At 70.0% G+C, this 20,187-nt stretch carries 18 protein-coding genes; 12 read left to right on the top strand and 6 right to left on the bottom strand.

Translation table 11 applies throughout. The annotated features are described in order from the left end of the window. Positions 1-58 precede the first annotated feature (58 nt). Complete coding sequence (locus ABD793_RS04010; RefSeq protein ID WP_344855373.1) at positions 59-868, bottom strand: enoyl-CoA hydratase/isomerase family protein; 810 nt, start codon at positions 866-868, stop codon at positions 59-61. Further along, positions 855-2,033, bottom strand: a complete 1,179-nt coding sequence (locus ABD793_RS04015; protein ID WP_344855375.1) for a CaiB/BaiF CoA transferase family protein — start codon at positions 2,031-2,033, stop codon at positions 855-857. Before ABD793_RS04015 ends, ABD793_RS04010 begins: the two co-directional genes overlap by 14 nt. 370 nt (positions 2,034-2,403) lie before the next feature. Here ABD793_RS04015 and ABD793_RS04020 point away from each other — a divergent pair, with 370 nt between their 5' ends. Next, the gene (locus ABD793_RS04020) at positions 2,404-3,765 is read left to right on the top strand and encodes an MFS transporter (protein WP_344855377.1); all 1,362 of its coding nucleotides are present in this window, start codon (positions 2,404-2,406) and stop codon (positions 3,763-3,765) included. A 50-nt stretch (positions 3,766-3,815) separates the two neighbouring features. Then, positions 3,816-5,195 (top strand): MFS transporter, encoded by a 1,380-nt coding sequence (locus ABD793_RS04025; protein WP_344855379.1) that lies wholly within the window; start codon positions 3,816-3,818, stop codon positions 5,193-5,195. A 96-nt stretch (positions 5,196-5,291) separates the two neighbouring features. Here ABD793_RS04025 and ABD793_RS04030 read toward each other — a convergent pair whose 3' ends face one another. Both ABD793_RS04030 and ABD793_RS04035 read right to left on the bottom strand, forming a co-directional pair. Further along, positions 5,292-5,837 (bottom strand): hypothetical protein, encoded by a 546-nt coding sequence (locus tag ABD793_RS04030; RefSeq protein WP_344855381.1) that lies wholly within the window; start codon positions 5,835-5,837, stop codon positions 5,292-5,294. Positions 5,838-5,928: 91 nt separating this feature from the next. After that, positions 5,929-7,218 carry an APC family permease gene (locus ABD793_RS04035; protein WP_344855383.1) on the bottom strand — a complete coding sequence of 430 codons (1,290 nt, stop codon included), beginning with the start codon at positions 7,216-7,218 and terminating at the stop codon, positions 5,929-5,931. Positions 7,219-7,271: 53 nt separating this feature from the next. On the opposite strand from ABD793_RS04035, the gene ABD793_RS04040 reads away from it, so the two are divergent. From ABD793_RS04040 to ABD793_RS04065, 6 genes are all read left to right on the top strand, one after another. Next, positions 7,272-8,234, top strand: a complete 963-nt coding sequence (locus ABD793_RS04040) for a GlxA family transcriptional regulator (RefSeq protein ID WP_344855385.1) — start codon at positions 7,272-7,274, stop codon at positions 8,232-8,234. 230 nt (positions 8,235-8,464) lie between these two features. Then, entirely contained in the window at positions 8,465-9,340 is an 876-nt protein-coding gene (locus ABD793_RS04045) for an FAD binding domain-containing protein (protein ID WP_344855387.1), read from the top strand. A 3-nt stretch (positions 9,341-9,343) separates the two neighbouring features. Then, a complete protein-coding gene (locus ABD793_RS04050) occupies positions 9,344-9,832 on the top strand; it encodes a (2Fe-2S)-binding protein (protein WP_344855389.1) in 489 nt (162 codons plus the stop codon). Positions 9,833-9,897: 65 nt separating this feature from the next. Then, the gene (locus ABD793_RS04055; RefSeq protein WP_344855780.1) at positions 9,898-12,216 is read left to right on the top strand and encodes an aerobic carbon-monoxide dehydrogenase large subunit; all 2,319 of its coding nucleotides are present in this window, start codon (positions 9,898-9,900) and stop codon (positions 12,214-12,216) included. Further along, positions 12,213-13,118 (top strand): AAA family ATPase, encoded by a 906-nt coding sequence (locus tag ABD793_RS04060; RefSeq protein ID WP_344855391.1) that lies wholly within the window; start codon positions 12,213-12,215, stop codon positions 13,116-13,118. The genes ABD793_RS04055 and ABD793_RS04060 overlap by 4 nt, the downstream gene beginning before the upstream one ends. Further along, entirely contained in the window at positions 13,105-14,322 is a 1,218-nt protein-coding gene (locus ABD793_RS04065) for a VWA domain-containing protein (protein ID WP_344855393.1), read from the top strand. The genes ABD793_RS04060 and ABD793_RS04065 overlap by 14 nt, the downstream gene beginning before the upstream one ends. On the opposite strand, the gene ABD793_RS04070 is transcribed toward ABD793_RS04065, so the two are convergent. Further along, the gene (locus tag ABD793_RS04070; protein WP_344855395.1) at positions 14,288-15,244 is read right to left on the bottom strand and encodes a LysR family transcriptional regulator; all 957 of its coding nucleotides are present in this window, start codon (positions 15,242-15,244) and stop codon (positions 14,288-14,290) included. The genes ABD793_RS04065 and ABD793_RS04070 overlap by 35 nt on opposite strands. 68 nt (positions 15,245-15,312) lie before the next feature. After that, the gene (gene tsaA / locus ABD793_RS04075) at positions 15,313-15,867 is read right to left on the bottom strand and encodes a tRNA (N6-threonylcarbamoyladenosine(37)-N6)-methyltransferase TrmO (RefSeq protein ID WP_344855397.1); all 555 of its coding nucleotides are present in this window, start codon (positions 15,865-15,867) and stop codon (positions 15,313-15,315) included. 158 nt (positions 15,868-16,025) lie between these two features. Here tsaA and ABD793_RS04080 point away from each other — a divergent pair, with 158 nt between their 5' ends. From ABD793_RS04080 to ABD793_RS04095, 4 genes are read left to right on the top strand one after another with little or no spacing between them, the layout of a single operon-like run. Next, entirely contained in the window at positions 16,026-16,298 is a 273-nt protein-coding gene (locus ABD793_RS04080) for a hypothetical protein (protein WP_344855399.1), read from the top strand. 43 nt (positions 16,299-16,341) lie between these two features. Next, positions 16,342-17,217, top strand: a complete 876-nt coding sequence (locus tag ABD793_RS04085; RefSeq protein WP_344855401.1) for an FAD binding domain-containing protein — start codon at positions 16,342-16,344, stop codon at positions 17,215-17,217. A 28-nt stretch (positions 17,218-17,245) separates the two neighbouring features. Then, positions 17,246-17,782 (top strand): (2Fe-2S)-binding protein, encoded by a 537-nt coding sequence (locus ABD793_RS04090; RefSeq protein WP_344855403.1) that lies wholly within the window; start codon positions 17,246-17,248, stop codon positions 17,780-17,782. 44 nt (positions 17,783-17,826) lie between these two features. Further along, positions 17,827-20,175: an aerobic carbon-monoxide dehydrogenase large subunit gene (locus ABD793_RS04095; RefSeq protein WP_344855782.1), complete on the top strand. Its 2,349-nt coding sequence runs from the start codon at positions 17,827-17,829 to the stop codon at positions 20,173-20,175. The last annotated feature ends 12 nt before the right edge of the window (positions 20,176-20,187 follow it).

Below are 20,187 nucleotides of genomic sequence, written 5' to 3' on the forward strand. Positions count from 1 at the left end.
CGTCTGGTGAACGCGGCCGTCGGTGCTGCGGGTCGGCCGGCGAATCGGTTGGGCGCGATCAGTGTCCGGTGAACCGCGGAGTGCGCTTCTCCACGAAGGCCGTGATGCCCTCGCGGCCGTCGGCGGACGCGAACAGCTCCGCGAGGACCTCGCGTTCGCGGCGGAAGCCCGGTCCGGCGGATCCTTCGGGTCCACTGTGGACTGCCGTGAGGACGGCGTCCCGGATCCCGGCGACGGCCCGCGGTGCCCGCCCGGCAAGCAGGTCCGCGACCTCCAGCGCCCGGGGGGCCAGCTCGTCCGCCTCGCACACGTGGGTCACGATGCCCGCGGCCTCGGCGACCTCGGCGTCCATCCGGTCACCAGACATCGTGAGCCAGCGGGCTCTGGTGGGGCCGACGTGCCAGGTCAGCCGCTGAGTGCCGCCCCAGCCCGGCAGCAGCCCCAGGGTGACCTCGGGCAGACCGAACGCGGCACCACGCTCGGCGACCACCACGTCGCACGCCAGCACGAGCTCGAACCCGCCACCGAGAGCCAGCCCGCGCACCGCCGCCACCACGGGTACGCGGCACCGCACGAGCCGGTCGCACAGCGCATTGCAGCGCTCGGTGAAGGCAGCGAACTCGCCGCTGTCCGCGCCGGCGTAGAAGGCGATGTCCGCGCCGGCGGCGAATGCCTTGCCGGCGCCGGTGAGGACCGCCGCCCGCACGTTCCCGTCGGCCTCGATCCCGTCGAGTGCGACGGTCAGCGCGTCGACAGTGGCATGGTCGATCGCGTTGTACTTCGCGGGCCGGTTCAGGGTGAGGACCGCGACGGCACCGTGGCGCTCGACGAGCACCGGGCCGGCGACGCCGTGCTCAGGACCGTGCACCGAACGCACCCCCCTCGACCAGTGCGTCGACCGCGGCCGGGCGGTAACCGAGCTCGCCGAGCACCTCCCGGGTGTGCTCTCCCAGTGCCGGCGGCATCCGGCGCAGCCCCGGACGCTGCCCGCCGTAGCGGATCGGGTGGGCCGGCACCCGCACGTCGCCGGCCTCCGGATGCGGGATGGTCAGGATCGTCTCGTTGTGCCGGACCTGCGGATCGGCGGCCACGTCGTCGAAATCGTGCACGGGCGCGTGCCAGATCCGGAACTCGGTGAACCGCTCGGTCCAGTACGCCGTCGGGTGCTCGGCGACCAGTGCGGAGACCCGCTCGTTGACCTCTTCGCGGCGTGCGTACTCGTCGTCGGGGCCGACGCTGGTGAACCACGGCTCGTCGAACACTTTCGCCAGCACGTCCGTGCCGGTGAGGGAGATCGTCAGGTACCCGTCGGCAGTCGCGAAGACGCCGTAGGGCGCCTTGTAGTACCGCGACGAGACGCCGGAGGGGCTTCGCTCGCCGCGGAACCCGTTGAGGTGGTAGGAAAGCGGCTCGGCCTGCAGGTCAAGGGCCGCGCTGAGCAGGTTGCTCTCCACCCGGGTGCCCTCGCCGGTGCGCGCCCGGCCGTGCAGGGCGGCCAGGATGCCGAGCGCCCCGAGCGCCGCACCGTGCGCGTCGACCACCGAGGCACCGACCGGGGTGGGCGGCCGGCCCGCGGCCCCGGTTGCCGCGGCGAGACCGGACAGCGATTGGATCAGGACGTCCTGACCGGGCCGGTCCTTGTACGGACCGTCGGACCCGTAGCCGGAGAGCGAGCAGTAGACCAGCCGCGGATTGGTGGTGCGCAGCTGTTCGTAGCCGAGCCCGAGCCGGTCCATCACGCCCGGCCGGAAGCTCTCGATCAGCACGTCGGCGTCGTCCAGGAGCCGGTGCAGCACTCCGCGGCCCTCGTCGGACTTGAGGTCGACGACCATGCTGCGCGCGTTGCGGTTCGCGAGCAGGAAGAACACCGAGACGCCGCCGACGAACGCGTCGGGCCCCGACCAGCCACGCTCGAAGGCGCCTTGCGGCGGCTCGATCTTGATCACGTCCGCACCGAGGTCCGCGAGGATCTGGGTGGCGGAGGGGCCCTGCAGGAAGTGCGTGAAGCTCACGACTCTGGTTCCGGAAAGCATGTGTCGTCCTGTCTGTACGTGCGATGCCCCACCGGCGGCGGACGGCGGCTGCGAGCGCCGGGGCCGGTCCGATTCTGGTCTCGGAAACGAGCGGGTTGCTCCGGCACGCTACGTCCGGCGTGGTTCGCCAGTCAATATGCGCAATCGATTGTTCTTCTGTGAACAATCGGTTGCGCACGACGGCACCGGTGTGCTTCGATCCCCGGGAGCGAGCGGCCGTCCGGCAGCCGAAGTACGCGGCGGCGGGCAGCTGCGCACCCCGCTCGGCGCACCGGGACAAACCGGTGCCCCGGCGCGTACCGCCGTGCCTCGGTGGGCGACGTGCGCGATGGATCGTCCCCGTAGGACATCGACAAAGGAGTCGTCCTCGATGCAGAGCACCGAATCCGCGGCCACCCCGGCCGGGCCGCGCAAGGTCGTGGCCGCGTCCATGGCCGGCACCGTCGCCGAGTGGTACGAGTTCCTGTTGTATTCGGCGTCGTCGGCCCTGGTCTTCGGCGACGTCTTCTTCCCGAACAGCGGGGACCCGCTCGACGGTGTCATCAACGCCCTGCTGGTCTATGCAGTCGGCTTCGTCGCCCGCCCGCTCGGCGGGATCGTCTTCGGGCACTTCGGCGACCGGGTCGGCCGGAAGAAGCTCCTTCAGCTCAGCCTGCTGATGGTCGGCGCCGCCACCTTCCTGATCGGTTGCGTGCCCGCCTACTCGAGCATCGGCTTCTGGGCGCCGACGATCCTGGTGCTGCTGCGCTTCGTGCAGGGCTTCGCGGTCGGCGGTGAATGGGGCGGTGCAGTCCTGCTCGTCGGTGAGCACAGTCCGGATGCCCGGCGTGCGTACTGGTCGAGCTGGCCCCAGGCGGGCCTGCCGCTGGGCAATCTGCTCGCCACCATCGTCCTGCTGAGCTTGTCGTTCTCCCTGTCCGATACCGCGTTCGCCGCATGGGGCTGGCGAACGGCGTTCTGGGCGTCGGCGATCATCGTGCTGGTCGGCTACTACATCCGGACCCAGGTGGAGGAATCGCCGATCTTCCTCGACTCACTGGAGCGGGCGAAGGAGCGCGAGACGGCGCGCTCGTCGGTGATCGAGGTGCTGAAGCACTACCCGCGTGGCGTGCTGATCTCGATGGGGGCGCGGGTCGCCGAGAACATCCTCTACCAGGTTGTGGTGACCTTCTCGATCACCTACCTGGCGCTGCGCGTGGGCAGCAGCACCACCGACATCCTGCTGCTCCTTGCGGTCGCCCACGTCGTGCACCTGGCGATCGTGCCGTGGTTCGGGCACCTGGCGGACCGGTTCGGCCGCCGCCCGGTCTACCTCACCGGCTCGGTCCTGATGATCGGCTGGGGCTTCGCGGGATTCCCGTTGATGGACACCGGGAACCCCGGACTGGTCGTGCTGGCGCTCGTCCTCGGTGTGCTCGTGCACGCCCTGATGTACGCGCCCCAGCCGGCGATGATGGCCGAACTGTTCCCGACGCGGATGCGCTACGCCGGCGTTTCCCTCGCCTACCAGACAACATCGATCTTCGCCGGGTCCCTCGCCCCGTTCATCACCGCCAGCCTGCTCAAGACCTACGGCTCCCCGGTCCCGATCGCGGTCTATCTGGCCGGCGCCGCGGTGATCTCGACGGTCGCGGTGCTGGCTGCCAAGGAGACCCGGGGCATGTCCCTGACCGCGCTGGACACCCCGGACCAAACGCGCCAAGTTGACCGCCACCCGCCGCTCGACGTGTGACCGCTCGGGCGCCGCTGCCCGCCTGCAGGCCTTGATCGAAGGAGATATCCGTGTCCGATCAGTCCGCCTCGCCCGTCCACCGGCAGTCGCGCCGCGCTTCGCTGGCCGCGTTCGTGGGGACCGTCCTGGAATGGTACGACTTCATCGTCTACGGGACCGCCGCCGCGATCATTTTGAACAGCCAGTTCTTCCCGTCGGACGATCCACTGGTCGGCACTCTCGCCGCCTTCGCGACCTACGCCGTCGGCTTCCTCGCCCGGCCGCTGGGTGGGCTCGTGCTCGGCCGGTTCGGGGACCGGGTGGGACGGCGCCGCATGCTCGTGCTGACGCTGGTCCTGATGGGCGTCTCGACCACCGCGGTCGGCCTGCTGCCGACCTACGCCCAGATCGGGATGCCGGCGCCGATCCTGCTCGTCCTCATGCGGCTGGTGCAGGGCTTCGGCGCAGGCGGTGAGTACGCCGGGGCCGTCGTGCTGTCGGTGGAGCACTCCGCGCCGGAGCGCCGGGGACTCGCCGGCTCGGCCGGACCGCTGGGCTATGCGGTCGCGACCCTGCTCGGCAATGGCGTGTTCTCGCTGTTCCTGCTGCTGCCGCGGGAGCAGTTCGCGTCCTGGGGCTGGCGGGTGCCGTTCCTGCTCGGATCGCTCTGCCTGCTCGTCGGCTACCTGGTCCGGCGTCAGGTCGAGGAGCCCCCGGCGTTCGTGGAGACCAAAGTCGAGGCCGCGAGCGCGCAACCACCCGCTCCGGGCGGCGTGTTCGCCGCGATCCGCCGGCACCCCCGCAGCTTCCTCGTCGTGGTCGGCACCCGGATGGGCGAGAACGGCTTCGCCTATTTGCTTCCCGTTTTCGGCGTCGCCTACGTCGCCACGACGCTCGGGCTCGGGCGCTCGCTCGGGTTGTGGAGCGTCATGATCGCCTCCGCGGTACAGGCGGTGCTGATCCCGTTGTGCGGCATGTTGTCCGACCGGGTCGGCCGCAAGCCGGTCTTCGTCGTCGGGATCCTCGGCTCGGCCTTGTGGATGGTGCCTTTTTTCCTGCTCACCGACACCCGCACGACCAGCTGGGTGGTGCTGGCGTTCGTGGTCGGGCTCGGCATCTTCTATCCGGCGATGCTCGCCCCGCAGGCCGCCTGGTACGCCGAGCTGTTCGACACCGAATTCCGCATGTCGGGCTTCGCGTTCTCCCGAGAGGTCGGCTCGGTGCTCTCCGGCGGCGTGGCACCGTTCATCGCCACCGCGCTCTACGCCTGGGCCGGGACTTGGTGGCCGATTCTCGTCTACATGGGCGGGCTCGCCGTGCTGACGCTCGTCGCGCTTGCCATGGGCCCCGAGACGGTCCGCCGGGCACTCGGCCGGACCGGGACGGATGCCGAACAACCATCGACAGCCGCGCCTGCTTCGTGCCCGGGATCTCGGCGGAGTCAGGGATGACGCCGTCAAGAAAGGAGTGGGTGCAGCTCGGCCTGTGCCGGCCCCGACGCAGACACACCGACCTCATTCCGAACCGAGCTCTTTGTCCGTGACGGTTCATTTTTCGTAGCCGAAGAATTTCAGGGCGATGTCTGCATCGAGGAGGTATTGGCCGCCTTCCCGCCTGAGGTTGATCGTTCCGGTTTCGGTGGGGTAGGGCCGGCACTGGTCCGGTTCCGGACAGGCTCGGCCATTGACCGAGAGCTTCGCCTCCGGCTCGTTGCTGTCGCTCTCGTACGGGTCGCTGACGAGGTAGCTGTCGACGTGGGCCTGAGCATCTGGGTGCCGGGTGAGCCAGGCGCGGGCTTTTTCCTTGCCGGCATCGTCGTTCGACACCCAGGCGAGCACGTCGTCGGCAGCCGGTTGTGGATCGTCCTCGAGCATGTCGAGGTACTCGCGCAGGGAGTTCTCGATGCTGGTGCGGTCAGCGTCCGCCGCACCCGAGCACCCGGAGAGCAGCAAGCCGATGCCCACAGCGACGATGAGGCCGCGCTGAGCTTTTCGCGACGTGATCATGTCTGTGTGACAGGCATGCATGCTGCCCGGTTTCTTGCGGTATCCAGAGCTCGGTGCGGTGCTCCCAGCGAATTTCATCTGATTCATCCGTGTCCGTGGTGGGTGAGAATGCGGTCCGCTTCGACGGTGCCGGCGGCCGGCTGCGATATGCAGCCGGCGGTCAATACCGCGCTTTCAGCTATTCCGTTGTCGGTTTGTGTTTGCGGGTGCCGCGCCCGATCCGGTGGGCGAGCAAAGCGAGTACGGCGATCGCCGGGGGGACGAGCAGATGCCACCCGGCGAACGGCACCGTGATCAAGAGCAAAACGGTTGCCACCAAGGCAAGGATCCTCAGTCCACCGGTGAACAGCCGAGCGGCGGCGACGGTGCCGAGCAAGTAGGTGGCGAGGACGAGGACAGCCGGAATGAAGACGATGTCATCCGTGCCCCAGCCGAACAGAGTCGCGCCGAGCAGGCCCGCGCAACCGATGGCTCCGACGGCGAGAATCGAGTACTGCAGTGCTCCTTGCCGATTCCGGCGAACGAGCCGCGCCGGTGCCCATCCGTCCCGGGCGAGTGCGTAACCGAGGCGGGAGACTGACGCGACGAAGGCGTTGGTTGTGCCGAGGCAGATCACGACGGCGGCGACGGCGACCACGCCGGCAGCGGAGAGCCCGATACCGCGTTCGATGATCACCCCGAGCGAGATCCGGTCGAGGGTGCGACTGCCGTAGGCGCCGGTGCCCACGACCGCGAACGCGACTCCCAGGTAGAGCACGGTGACGATCGCGATCGTCAGCACGGTCGCGCGTGGCAGGGTCCGCCGGACGTCCCGGAACTCCGCGGACAGGTGCGCAATCGCTTCCCAGCCGGCGAATGCGAAGAACAGCACGACGGTTGCCTGCCCGATTCCGGAGATGCCGTGCGGGGCGAACGGGGTGAACTGCGTGAAATCGATCTGGGGGAGCGCGATGAGGATGACGGCGAGCAATATCGCCGTGACGCCGAGCGCGAGCGCGATCTGCACGCGAGCGCCGACCTTGAAGCCGGCAAGGTTCGCGGCCACGGCGATCACCAGCACGATCGCCGCGATCGCCGGTGCCCAGTGTGGTTCCACTCCGAGGGCTGTGGCGACGTAGTAGCCGGCGGTGAGCGGCACGATGGTCTGACCGACCGAGCCGGCGATGAAGTACCACCAACCGACGATCCCGCCCGCGATGGGCCCGAACGCTTTCTCGGTGAAGGTGGCGACGCCGCCTGCGTCCGGGAACCGCGAGGCCAACGCGGCGAACGTGAACGCCAGCGGGAGGCCCAGCAGCGCACTGAACGCCCATGCGAGGAGAGCCGCAGGCCCCGCGAGTGAGGAAGACTGGCCGGGGAAGACGAGTACTCCGGCGCCGAGGATCGCGCAAACGTAGAGTGCGACGCCCTGGGTGAGCCCGATCCCCGGCCGGGCATCGGTCGTCGATGGAATGGTTTCGGTGGTCACCGGTCAAGTCTGGGGCGCTCCGAGGGACGTGCGCGAGTGTCATACTCGTCATCATGCGCAAGAAAACCGACATCCACCGGGTGGCCGTCGCGGTGCTGCCCGGCGCGCCGCTGTTCGAGGTTGCGGTCCCGTGTGAGGTATTCGGCATCGCACGGCCCGAGCTGGCCGACCCGTGGTACGAATTCCGGCTTTGCGCAACCGAACCCGGCGCGGTGATCAACGGCGGCTTCACCGCCACCACTCCGTACGGACTTGATGACCTGGCTGCAGCGGATACCGTGATCGTGCCTGCATGTGCGAACGTCTGCGTACAGCAGCCCGCCGACCTCGTTGCGGCTGTCGCCGAAGCACACCGGCGGGGAGCGCGGATCGCGGCGATCTGCACCGGAGCGTTCGTGCTCGCCCAGGCAGGTCTGCTGGACGGGCGCCGTGCCACGACACACTGGATGCACGCAGCGGAATTGCGGCAGCGCTTTCCGCGCGTTGATCTCGACGAGAGCGTGATCTACGCGCACGACGGCCGCGTCCACACCTCCGCGGGCACCGCCGCCGGGATCGATCTGTGCATCGAACTGGTCCGTCGGGACCACGGCACCAGCGTCGCCAATGCCCTCGCCCGCCGAATGGTCACTCCGCCGCACCGCAACTCCGACCAGGCGCAATACATCCTCACCCCGCTGCCCGCTGCGAACGCCACACACCTGTCCGAGGTCACCGGCTGGGCAATGGCTCATCTCGACCAGCCGATCCGGCTCCGCGACCTCGCCGCACAAGCCAGCCTGAGTGAACGCCAGCTCACCCGCCGGTTCCTCGAAATCCACGGCCGTACCCCCGGCGACTGGCTCACCCAGCAGCGGCTGCGCCGTGCCCAGGAACTTCTCGAGCAAACCGACCTCACCATCGATCTCGTCGCGAGCCACAGCGGATTCGGCACCGCCGCCGGCCTGCGTGCGGCCTTCGCGAAAAACCTGCACATTGCCCCCAGCGATTACCGCAAAACCTGGGGCGCGGCATGACCCGCTCGTGGTGTTCGCGTCGGCCGGGTGCGGATCCCGGGTGGGATTGAAAGCTGGCTCCGCGGTCGCGACTGTAGAAGAATGAGCGGGGCCGAATCCTGCGTCAAGGTCGACCTGAGAGGGTGTTGTCGGTGGGTGGTCTCCGCCGATCGGATCAAGTATTCGCTGAGGTCGGCGTTGACAGAGCTTCGCCGGGTGTCGCGCAATGAAGCGGAGATACGGAGGTGTGCATGCAGTTGCCGGCACCGTTCGAGTACGCGCGGGCCACCAGCGTGGGCCAGGCCATCGACTTGCTCGACCGGCTGGGGGAGACCGCTCGGCTGGTGGCCGGTGGGCACAGCTTGTTGCCGATGATGAAACTGCGGCTGGCGAACTTCGAATACCTCATCGACATCAACGAGTTGCGCGACGAACTCGCCTACATCGTCGTCGAGCCCGGTCAGGTCCGCATCGGCGCGCTGACCCGGCACCGCGAACTGCTGGAGTCGGTGGATCTGCCCGCCACCTTCCCCATCTTCGCCGATGCCGAATGGGTGATCGGCGACCCGCTGGTGCGCAACCGGGGCACGCTCGGCGGCTCGCTGTGCCAGGCCGATCCGTCCGAGGATCTCTCGGCGGTGTGCACGACCCTCGACGCGAGCTGCGTGATCCGCGGCATGGACGGTGAACGGGTGGTGCCGATGGAGGAGTTCTACGTCGGTCCGTACGCGACCGCCGTCGGGCCGGCCGAGATGCTCACCGAGGTCCGGTTTCCGGTGCGCCCCAACGGGTCCAGCGCGTTCGAGAAGGTCGACCGGCGGGCCGGTGACTGGGCGGTCGTGTCCGCGGGCGCCGCGGTGTGGATGACCGGTGACGGCCTGATCGACGACGCGCGCGTCGGGCTGGCCGCGGTCGGCCCCAACACCACGGGCATGCCGGAGATCTCCGCCGCGCTGCGGGGCAACCTGCCGTCGGAGGAGCTCTACACCCGGGCGGGGGAGCTCGCAGCGGCGGGCTGCCGTCCGGTGGCCGACCAGCGGGGCAGTGTCGAGTACAAACGCCACCTGGCCGCCGAGCTGACCCACCGCACCCTCCGGCGGGCCGTCGCGCGCGCAGGCGGGGCGTGAAGCGTGGAGGTCACGATGACGGTCAACGGGGAAGAGGTGACCCGCCGGATCGAGGGCAGGCTGCTGCTCGTGCACTTCCTGCGTGACCAGCTCGGCCTGACCGGCACCCACTGGGGGTGCGACACCAGCAACTGCGGTGCGTGCGTGGTGTGGCTCGACGACGAGCCGGTGAAGTCGTGCACTGTGCTGGCCGCGATGGCCGGCGGGCACGAGGTGCGCACCGTCGAGGGGCTCGAGCTCGACGGCGAGCTCGACCCGGTGCAGCGCGGCTTCATGGCCTGCCACGGCCTCCAGTGCGGATTCTGCACGCCGGGCATGCTGATGACCGCGCGTGCGCTGCTCGACCGCAACCCCAGCCCGACCGAACAGGAGATCCGCCGGGCCGTCGCCGGGCAGATCTGCCGCTGCACCGGCTACGCCAGCATCGTGCGGTCCGTCCAGTGGGCCGCGGCGGAGCAGGCCGGCACCCGTACCACGCAGGGCCGGCCGTGACAGCGGCGGACGGCGTCCCGACGGCGTTCCCGGACAACGACGGGAAGCCGGTCGGACACGGGCGGATGCTGCGCAAGGAGGACCGCCGGTTCATCCGCGGCCGCGGCCGGTTCGTCGACGACCGGCAGCTGCCCGGCATGCTGTACCTGGCGATTCTGCGCTCGCCGCTGGCGCACGCGCGGATCACCCGGGTCGACACCCTGGCCGCGGAGGCGCATCCCAAGGTCAAACTGGTGATGACCGGCGCCGACCTGGCGGCGCGGAACCTCGCGTGGATGCCGACCCTGTCCCACGACGTGCAGGCGGTGCTGGCCACCGACAAGGTCCGCTTCCAGGGCCAGGAGGTCGCCTTCGTCGTCGCCGAGGACCGGTACTCCGCGCGGGACGCGCTCGAGCTGATCGACATCGACTACGAGGAGCTGCCCGCGGTCGTGGACGTGCGGACCGCACTGGCGTCCGACGCCCCGGTGATCCGCACCGACCTGGAGGGCAAGGCCGACAACCTGTGTTTCGAATGGGAGACCGGGGACGCGGTGGCCACGGACGCCGCGTTCGCGGCCGCGGACGTCGTGGTGCTGCAGGACATGGTCTACCCGCGGGTGCACCCGGCCCCGCTGGAGACCTGCGGGGCTATCGCCGACTACGACGCGATCGACGAGAAGCTCACGATCTGGTCGACCACCCAGGCGCCGCATCTGCACCGCACGCTGTACGCGCTGTTCTCCGGGGTGCCCGAGCACAAGATCCGGGTGGTGTCCCCGGACATCGGCGGCGGCTTCGGCAACAAGGTGCCGATCTACCCGGGCTACCTGTGCGCGATCACCGCGTCGGTGGTGCTGGGCAAACCGGTGAAGTGGACCGAGGACCGCTCCGAGAACCTGACCAGCACCGCCTTCGCCCGCGACTACGTGATGCGCGGTGAGATCGCGGCGACCCGCGACGGCCGGATCCTCGGCCTGCGCTCGACCGTGCTCGCCGATCACGGCGCGTTCAACGGGATGGCCACGCCCACCAAGTACCCGGGCGGCTTCTACGGCGTGTTCACCGGGAGTTACGACATCGAGGCGGCCTATTGCCGGATGACCGCGGTGCACACGAACAAGGCGCCCGGCGGGGTGGCCTATGCGTGCTCGTTCCGGATCACCGAGGCGGTGTACTTCGTCGAGCGCATGGTGGACCGGCTGGCCGCCGAACTCGACCTGGATCCGGTCGAGCTGCGCCGGCGCAACCTGATCCGGCCCGACCAGTTCCCGTACCGGACCCGCACCGGCTGGGTCTACGACTCGGGCGACTATCCGGCGACCCTGGCCGAGGCGCTGCGCATCGCAGGGTACGACGACCTGCGTCGCGAGCAGGCGCAGCGGCGGGCGCGCGGCGAGCTGATGGGAATCGGCGTCTCGGTGTTCACCGAGGCGGTGGGCGCCGGTCCGCGCGCGGACATGGACATCTTCGGGCTGGGCATGGCCGACGGCTGCGAGCTGCGCATCCACCCGACCGGTAAGGCCGTGGTGCGGCTGTCGGTGCAGACCCAGGGCCAGGGCCACGAGACGACGTTCGCCCAGATCGTGGCGGAGGAGATCGGCATCCCGCCGGCGGACATCGAGGTCGTGCACGGCGACACCGATCAGACCCCGTTCGGGATGGGCACCTACGGCAGCCGGTCAACGCCGGTGTCCGGTGCGGCCGCAGTGCTGGTCACCCGCAAGGTCCGGGACAAGGCGCGGCTGATCGCCGCCGGGATGCTCGAAGTCGCGCCGACCGACCTGGAGTGGGGCCGGGGAGCCTTCCGGGTTGCGGGCGACCCGGCGAAATCGGTCGCCATCGCCGAGATCGCGCGGCATGCGTACGGCGGCAGCCTGCCGCCGGGTGTGGACGGCGGGCTGGAGGCCCAGGTCACCTACGACCCGGCGAACCTCACCTTCCCCAACGGCGCGTACATCTGCGTGGTGGACGTCGATCCCGGCACGGCCGTGGTGAAGGTGCGCCGGTTCGTCGCAGTGGACGACTGCGGGACCCGGATCAATCCGATGATCGTCGAGGGACAGGTGCACGGCGGGCTGACCGACGGAGTCGGCATGGCCCTGATGGAGATGATCTCCTTCGACGAGGAGGGCAACTGCCTTGGCGCCTCCCTGATGGATTACCTGCTCCCGACCGCGGTCGAGGTGCCGGACTGGGAGACCGGCTACACGGTCACGCCGTCGCCGCACCACCCGATCGGCGCCAAGGGCATCGGCGAGTCGGCCACCGTGGGCTCGCCACCGGCCGTGGTGAATGCGGTCGTGGACGCGCTCAAGCCGTTCGGCGTCCGGCACGCGGACATGCCGCTGACGCCGTCGCGGGTGTGGGACGCGATGTCCGGTCGCGCCGCACCGCCGATATGACCGCCCCGTTCGCCGACGCCGACGAGGTCCGCGCGCGGCTGGAGCAGGTCGGCTACCTGGTGGACGAGGGGCTGGCCTCGGCGCTGCTGTTCGCCACCGCACTGGGCAGGCCGCTGCTGCTGGAGGGCGAACCCGGCGTCGGCAAGACCACTGCGGCGAAGGCGCTGGCCGCGGTGCTCGGCACCGAGCTGATCCGGCTCCAGTGCTACGAGGGGCTGACCGCCGCCGAATCGCTCTACGAGTGGAACTACCAGCGGCAGCTGCTCGCGGTGCGGCTCGCCGAGTCACGGTCCGCCGAGCTGACCGACGAAGACCTCTTCGGCCCGGAATTCCTTTTGGCGCGCCCGATCCTGCGGGCGGTCCGGCATACCGGTCCGGTTGCCCCGGTATTGCTCATCGACGAGATCGACCGCGCCGACGACGAATTCGAAGCACTGCTGCTGGAATTCCTCGGCGAGTCCGCGGTCACGGTCCCCGAACTGGGCACCTTCACCGCCGAACGTCCGCCGTTCGTGGTGCTCACCTCCAACCGCAGCCGTGACCTGCACGACGCGCTGCGCCGGCGGTGCCTGTACCACTGGATCGACTTCCCGGCGCCGGCGGAGATGGCGCGGATCCTGCGCCGCGGTGTGCCGGCGGCGGCCGAGCCGTTGATCGCTTCGGCCACCGCGTTCATGGGCGAGGTGCGCCGCCTCGACCTGGACAAGCCACCCGGGCCGGCCGAAACGATCGACTGGCTCGCCGTGCTCGCCGCCGCCGGGGTCGCCGAACTCGTCCGCGACGACGTGGTGCGCTCGCTCGCCGCACTGGCCAAGACCCCCGACGACCGGGACACCATCGTCGGGGCGCTCGGCGAACTGGGCTACCCGGAGACGGCAGGCGAGGACCGTGCCCGGCGGTGACCACCCCCGTCCCGATCGCCCGGTGCTGGCCCAGGTCGACCGGGCCGCGTTCGCGGTGGCGCTGGCCGTGCGGCTGCGACGCGGCGGTGCGGCGGTCGGGCTCACCCAGCTCGCCGATTTCGTCCGCGTGCTCGACGCATTTCCGCCGCATACCAGCGCGGAGCTGTACTGGGCGGTCCGGCTGACGCTGGTGCGCAGGCGCAGCGACCTCGACGTGCTCGACGACGTGCTGGACCGGCCGCCCCTGCCGTCGCCGCCCGCCCCGGTGGCAGGCCGGAACCGTGATCCCGCACCCGGCGACAGCGCGGACGAGGCGGTTCCGCTGCCGTGGGTGACTCCGTCCCGCCCGGCGGCCGGCGAGGGGACCGACCGGGACCGCACCCGCGACGTGCCGGACCTGGCAGCCAGCGCGCTGGCCGCCGACGCGCAACAGCCGTTCGAAACGCTGTCCCCGGCGCGGCAGGCCGAGCTGGCCGGTCTGCTGACCGAGGCGGCGCGCGGGTGGCCGACGCGGCGCGTGCGGCGTCAGGCCGGCCCGCGCGGGCCGCGGATCGACCTGCGCACCACGCTGGCCAGAGCCCGGCGGACCGGCTGGGAACCGCTGACCCCGGCCCGCCGTGGCCCGCGCCGCCGTCGCCGCCGTCTGGTCGTGCTGGCCGACCTCAGCGAATCGATGCGCGCGCAGAGCCCTGCCTATCTGCACTTGATGCACACACTCACGGCGGTGCTGGACGCCGAAGCGTTTGCGTTCGCCACCACGCTGACCCGCCTCACCCCGGTGCTGCGCGGCACCGGCCCGCCGGCCGCAGTGGTGCAGCGGGCGGGGGAACTGGTGGGCGACCGGTTCGGCGGCACCCGGATCGCGGCCAACGTGGCGGAACTGCTGCATTCCCGATGGGCTCCGCTCGTGCGCGGGGCGGTGGTGGTGATCGCCTCGGACGGCTGGGACGCCGATCCGCCGGAACGACTCGCGGCGGTGCTGGCCCGCCTGCGCAGACGTGCGTTCCGGATCTGCTGGCTCAACCCGCGCGCCGCGGTGCCCGGCTTCGAACCCCGGGTGGCGACCATGGCCGCCGCGCTGCCCTACTGCGACCGGTTCCTGCCCGCGCACAGTTTCGCCGCGCTCGCCGCGGCCGTCGGGGTCGTCGCCGATGCGGCGGCCGGCCCGGTCAGTTCCACAGCGTCACGTAGATCGAGGGCTTGAACCGGCCCGGCGTCGTGCCGCCGCCGCGCAGCATCGCCTGGGTGGCGCGCGGGGTGGTGATGAACCGGGTGAGCTCGGCCGCTGCCGAGGGCGCGGTGCCACCGCCGAGCATGGTGATGTTCCAGGTGCCCTGTGCCTGCAGCAGGTTCCCGGTCAGCCGGGTCAGGTCGCCGCTGGCGATGTCCTGTGCGGCGGCGAACGACACCACGAGCGCGATTCCCTTGCCCCGCTTGGCTTCCTGCAGAGCGGCCGCGTGGCTCTGGAAGATCTGCTGGCGATCCTCGGGCACGTTCATCCGGTGCAGCATCGCCAGCACCACGTCCGCTCTCGAGGCCCCGGTCGGGCCGAGCAGCCAGGTCTGGTCGCGCAGTGCACTCGCGGTCGGCGGCGCTTTCGCCAGCGGGTGCGCGGGATGCGCCACCGCGATGATCTGGTAGTTGAGGAAGTGCGTGGTGGCCAGCGTCGTGTCGCCGGCGGGTGGCCGGGGGCCGATCACCACGTCGACGGCCCTGGTCCGCAGCAGGGTCTCGAAGTGCGACGGATTGTGGATGCTCAGCTCGACGTCGAGGTCCTTGGCCCGGTCGGCGAACAACCCGATCAGGCCGGGTGCGGCGTGCTCGGCGAACAGGCTCGACGCGGCGACCCGCAGCAGCCGCCGTCCGTCGCCGGCCTGGCGCACTTCCAGGATCGTCCGGTCCTGCAGACCGAGCAGTTCCGCCGCGCGGCTGGCGAGCCGGAGGCCGCCGGGGGTGAACGCCAGGCCCGCGCCGGTGCGCTGGAAGAGCTTGTCGCCGAGCTCTTTGCGCAGCTGGCCGACGTGCAGGGACACCGCGGCCTCCGAGACGTGCAGATCGGCGGCGGCGCTCTTGACCGAGCCGAGCCGTACCACTGCCGCGAATGCCCGGAGTTGTGTCGGCGTCACACCCTGCCCTTCCGTCGTCGTTGCCGGTGGCGTCGGTCGGATCCGGAACCGATCCGAAACACGTGACTCTAGTCCGGGTGCGGACCGATCCGCTGCGAGTCGGTGTCGTACTGCGTGGCGCCGGGCGCCGGACCCAGATCCGCCGGTCTGACACCGGGTTCGATCGGCACCGTGTCGTACCAGCCGCAGCGCGGATCGCCGTCGGGCCGGTCGAACCTGCTGACGTAGGGCTTGAGGTCCACGACCGGGGTGCCGTCGAGCAGGTCCACTCCGGCGAACCGGAGGTGCGCTCCCTCGACGCCGATCACCCGGACCAGGCTGAGCCCGAGTGGATTCACCCGGCCGGGGCTGCGGGTCGCGAACACCCCCATCGACCGGCGCTGTGGCCGCAGCAGGAACGGGATCTGCCGCAGCAGGGGTGTCCCCGGAGCCCGGTCCAGCCAGGTCACCAGCCAGGCCCAGCCGAAGTCCGCGAGCCCGAGGATTCCGTCCAGATAGGGCGGGAACACCTCGACCGTCGCGTGCTCGGCCAGGTTGAGCGCTGACTGTACCGGCGTGTGCTCGGTGCGTGTGTGCCGGGAGTGCACCACGCCGATCTCGGTGAGCGGACAGTGCGGGGCCATGGGGCCAGCATGCCTGTCGCGCCCGGTCCGCGGGGAGACCGACGTAAGCAATGGCTTAATCCACCGTTGCCACCGAATGCGGTGCGGAGAACTATGACGTGCGCAACATCGGCGACGGCGCCCCGTGCTCCGTCCTCGCCCGGAAAGGGGCGCGAGCCATGCGAGTCGAATCCGACGGCCACAGCCGCGGTAATCCGCGGCTGTACGCCCTGTTCGAGAACGCGCCGAAAACAGGCAGAAGCCCGACCGTGTGGGCGTTCCCGGAGTTCGTCGATTTCCTGAAAGTCGCCGGCCAGCCGGTGCCGGGTCCGTGGCCGCCGCACCAGATCCCCCGGCCGGATCCGACCGACGAGGACAACCCCGTTGCGGTGCCCGATCCGGAGGCCGATCTCCGGCACTACCCCAAGACCGACAAGGGCGACGCGCATTGAGTCCCGGCCGTCCGGCCGTCCGCCCCAGCACCCGGAGGTGAGGATGTACCCCTCGCGCTTCCGTTACGAGGCGCCCCGCTCGATCGAAGACGCGATCGAGCTGCTGCACTCGGGCAACGGAGAGGCCAAAGTGCTCGCCGGCGGACAGAGCCTGGTGCCGTTGCTCAAATTGCGGTTCGCCGGCCCCGAACTGCTCGTCGACATCAATGCGCTGCCCGGACTCGATTACCACCGCGCCGATTCCGACGGCACCATTCACGTCGGTGCGCTGTGCCGGCACGGCGAACTGGAGCGCTCGGTCCTGCTCGCCGAACGGCAGCCGACGATGGCCGCAGTCGTTCCGCTGGTCGCCGATCCCATCGTGCGCACGCGCGGCACGCTCGTCGGTTCGCTGTGCCACGCCGACCCGCAGGGCGACTGGGCCGCGGTGGTGACCGCGCTCGGTGGCCACGTCGTGGTGCGGGGGCCGGCGGGCACGCGCACCATCCCGATCGGCGAATTCGTCACCGGGCCGTTCCAGAACGCCCTGTCCTACGACGAAATCGCGATCGAAGCGGTCATCCCGGCGCCGCAGGGCATCCCGGGCGGCGGCTATCACAAGCTGGAACGGCGGATCGGCGATTTCGCCACCGCCGGGGCCGCCGTGGCCCTCGACACTGTGGACGGTGTCGTCCGGCGCGCCGGTATCGCGCTGACCGGCGTGGGCGGCGCGACGATCAACGCCGCCGAGGCCGCGGACGCGCTCGCCGGCCGTCCGCTGAGCCGCGAGTCGATCGAGTCCGCGGCCCGGCTCGCCGCCGACGCGGCCCAGCCGAAGTCCGACCACCGCGGCAGCGCGGACTACAAACGACACATCATCGGGGTTTTCGTCGACCGCATCCTGACCCGCGAGCTCGACCCGACGGTGCGGGCGGCGTGATGTACCCGGCAAGGAACGAGGTTTCCGGATGACCAGCCTGTTCGAGGAGATCGGTGCGGACCCGGGAGAGCAGGTGCCGGTGCGCCGGGTCTCGATCTCGGTCAACGGCCGGCGCCGCACCGCCGACATCGAGCCGCGCCTGCTGCTGGCCCATCTGCTGCGGCAGGGGCTGAAACTGACCGGCACGCACACCGGCTGTGACACCACCAATTGCGGTGCTTGCACGGTGTTGTTCGACGGCAAGCCGGTGAAGAGCTGCACGATGCTCGCGGTGCAGGCCGACGGGCACGAGGTGACCACGGTCGAAGGACTCGGCGGGTCGGCAGGCGGACTGCATCCGCTGCAGGAGGGTTTCAAGGACGAGCACGGACTCCAGTGCGGGTTCTGCACCCCCGGCATGATGCTGGCCGCCAAGGCGCTGCTCGACGAAAACCCCGATCCCACCGAGGACGAGGTCCGGTGGGCACTGTCGGGCAATCTGTGCCGCTGCACCGGATACCAGAACATCGTCAAGGCGGTGCTGTGGGCGGCGGACCGGCAGCGTGCGAACGGAGGTGCCGGGTGAGCACTGTGGACAGCCGAGCGCTGGACGAGATCAAGATCGGCGGGATGGGCGCGAGCCGCCGCCGGGTCGAGGACGACCGGTTCATCCGCGGCAAGGGAAACTACATCGACGACGTGGTGCTGCCGGGCATGCTGCACATGGAGATCCTGCGCAGCCCGCTGGCGCATGCGCGGATCAAGTCGATCGACACCAGCAAGGCGTACGCGATCCCGGGTGTGCGGCTGGTGCTGACCGGCGAGATGATGGCCACCCGCAACCTGGCCTGGATGCCGACGCTTTCCTATGACACGCAAGCGGTGCTGGCCACCGACAAGGTCCGCTTCCAGGGCCAGGAGGTCGCCTGCGTCATCGCCGACGACCCGTACCTGGCCAAGGACGGCTGTGAGGCCATCGTCGTCGACTACGAGCCGCTGCCGCCGATCGTCAACCCGGAGCAGGCGCTGGCCGAGGGCTCGCCGCTGATCCGCGACGACAAGGAGAACCAACGCGACAACGTGGCCTTCGACTGGGAGGTCGGTGACCGGGACGGCACCGACCGGGCGTTCGCCCAGGCCGATCTGGTGTCCGAGATCGACCTGCACTATCCGCGTTCGCACCCGTCGCCGCTGGAATGCTGTGGTTCGATCGCCGACTTCAACCGGTCGACCTCCAAGCTCACCGTCTACCTGACCAGTCAGGCGCCGCACATCGTGCGGGCGGCGGTCTCGTTGATCGCCGAGCTGCCCGAGCACATGATCCGGATCATCTCGCCGGACCTCGGCGGCGGGTTCGGCAACAAGGTGCCGGTGTACCCCGGCTACGTCGTGTCGATCCTCGCCTCGATTCTGCTGGAAACGCCGGTGAAGTGGATCGAGGACCGCAGCGGCAACCTGATCTCCACCGGGTTCGGCCGCGACGTGTACCTGCACGGCGAGCTCGCCTTGCGCAAGGACGGCAGGATTCTGGGCGTCCGCATGAACACGGTGTCCGACCACGGCGCGTTCTTCGCCGATGCGCAGCCGAGCAAATTCAAGATCGGCCTGATGCATTCGGCGTTCGCCTGCTACGACGTTCCGTATGCGCACCTGTCCGCGCGGGGCGTCTACACGAACAAGGCGCCCGGCGGGGTGGCGTACCGGTGTTCGTTCCGGGTCACCGAGGCGATGTTCTTCCAGGAACGGATGGTCCAGGCCGCGGCGGACGACCTCGGGATGGACCAGGCGGAGTTCCGGCGGGTCAACTTCGTGCGCGACGACGACTTCCCGCACCGCACGCCGTACGGCTTCCTGACCGACTCCGGCCAGTACGGCAAGTGTCTCGACGTCGCCTTGGAAGCCGTCGGCTACGAGGACTTCCTGCGGCAGCAACAGCAGGCGCGCCAGGAGGGCAGACTGCTGGGCATCGGCATCTCGACGATGACCGAGCCACTGGGCGCGGGCAACAGCCGCGAGTACGACATCCTCGGCATCAAGATGTTCGACTCTGCCGAACTGCGCGTGCACATGACCGGCCGGGCCATCCTGCGCACCGGGGCCAGAACCCAGGGCCAGGGCCACGAAACGACCTGGGCGCAGATCGTCGCGCACGAACTGGGCCTGCCCTCCGCCGACGTGGTGGTGGAGGAGGGCGATACGGACACCGCTCCGTTCGGCATGGGCACCTACGCGTCGCGGAGCACGCCGGTGGCCGGTGCGGCGGTCGCGATGGCCGCGCGCAAGGTCCGGGCCAAGTCCCGCAAGCTGGCCGCCCACCTGCTCGAAGTGTCCGAAGAGGACCTCGAATGGGAGCTGGGCCGGTTCTACGTCCGGAGCGCGCCCGAGCGGGGCGTCAGCATCCAGGAATGCGCGATGGCCGCGTACAGCAACATGCCCGACGGTCTCGAGCCCGGTCTGGAAGCCACCGCCTTCTACGACCCGCCGAACCTGACCTGGCCGTTCGCGGCCTACGTGTGCACGGTCGAGATCGATCCGCAGACCGGCGTCTGGGACGTGCTCAACTTCGTCGCGGTCGACGACTGCGGGGTGCGGATCAACCCGATGATCGTCGAAGGCCAGATCATGGGCGGCCTCACCGAGGCGTACGCGATGGCGAACATGCAGTTCATCACGTTCGATTCGGAGGGCAACTGCGTCGGCTCGAACTTCATGGACTACCTGCTGCCCACTGCGTGGGAGACGCCCGGTTACGAACTGCACGAGGTCGTCACCCCCTGCCCGCACCACCCGATCGGCGCCAAGGGCGTCGGCGAGTGTGCGACGGTGGGCGGGCCGGCGGCGTTCGTCAACGCGGTGGTGAACGCGGTGGGCGAAGCCCAGGTGCGCAACATCGACATGCCGGTGCTGCCGGACCGGGTCTACCAGGCGATCACCCAGCGGTGCAACGTGTCCGGGGCTCCGCCGGTGAACAACGACTGACGGCACGAGGGA

The organism is Amycolatopsis ultiminotia (genome assembly GCF_039536925.1).
GTDB classification, from domain to species: Bacteria; Actinomycetota; Actinomycetes; order Mycobacteriales; family Pseudonocardiaceae; genus Amycolatopsis; species Amycolatopsis ultiminotia.

Coding starts and splice junctions, on each gene's coding strand:
- ABD793_RS04085 (WP_344855401.1), top strand. CDS start 16,342: ATGTACCCCTCGCGCTTCCGTTACGAGGCGCCCCGCTCGATCGAAGAC.
- ABD793_RS04095 (WP_344855782.1), top strand. CDS start 17,827: ATGGGCGCGAGCCGCCGCCGGGTCGAGGACGACCGGTTCATCCGCGGC.
- ABD793_RS04055 (WP_344855780.1), top strand. CDS start 9,898: ATGCTGCGCAAGGAGGACCGCCGGTTCATCCGCGGCCGCGGCCGGTTC.
- ABD793_RS04045 (WP_344855387.1), top strand. CDS start 8,465: ATGCAGTTGCCGGCACCGTTCGAGTACGCGCGGGCCACCAGCGTGGGC.
- ABD793_RS04080 (WP_344855399.1), top strand. CDS start 16,026: ATGCGAGTCGAATCCGACGGCCACAGCCGCGGTAATCCGCGGCTGTAC.
- ABD793_RS04020 (WP_344855377.1), top strand. CDS start 2,404: ATGCAGAGCACCGAATCCGCGGCCACCCCGGCCGGGCCGCGCAAGGTC.
- ABD793_RS04030 (WP_344855381.1), bottom strand. CDS start 5,837: ATGAATCAGATGAAATTCGCTGGGAGCACCGCACCGAGCTCTGGATAC.
- tsaA (WP_344855397.1), bottom strand. CDS start 15,867: ATGGCCCCGCACTGTCCGCTCACCGAGATCGGCGTGGTGCACTCCCGG.
- ABD793_RS04015 (WP_344855375.1), bottom strand. CDS start 2,033: ATGCTTTCCGGAACCAGAGTCGTGAGCTTCACGCACTTCCTGCAGGGC.
- ABD793_RS04090 (WP_344855403.1), top strand. CDS start 17,246: ATGACCAGCCTGTTCGAGGAGATCGGTGCGGACCCGGGAGAGCAGGTG.
- ABD793_RS04060 (WP_344855391.1), top strand. CDS start 12,213: ATGACCGCCCCGTTCGCCGACGCCGACGAGGTCCGCGCGCGGCTGGAG.
- ABD793_RS04040 (WP_344855385.1), top strand. CDS start 7,272: ATGCGCAAGAAAACCGACATCCACCGGGTGGCCGTCGCGGTGCTGCCC.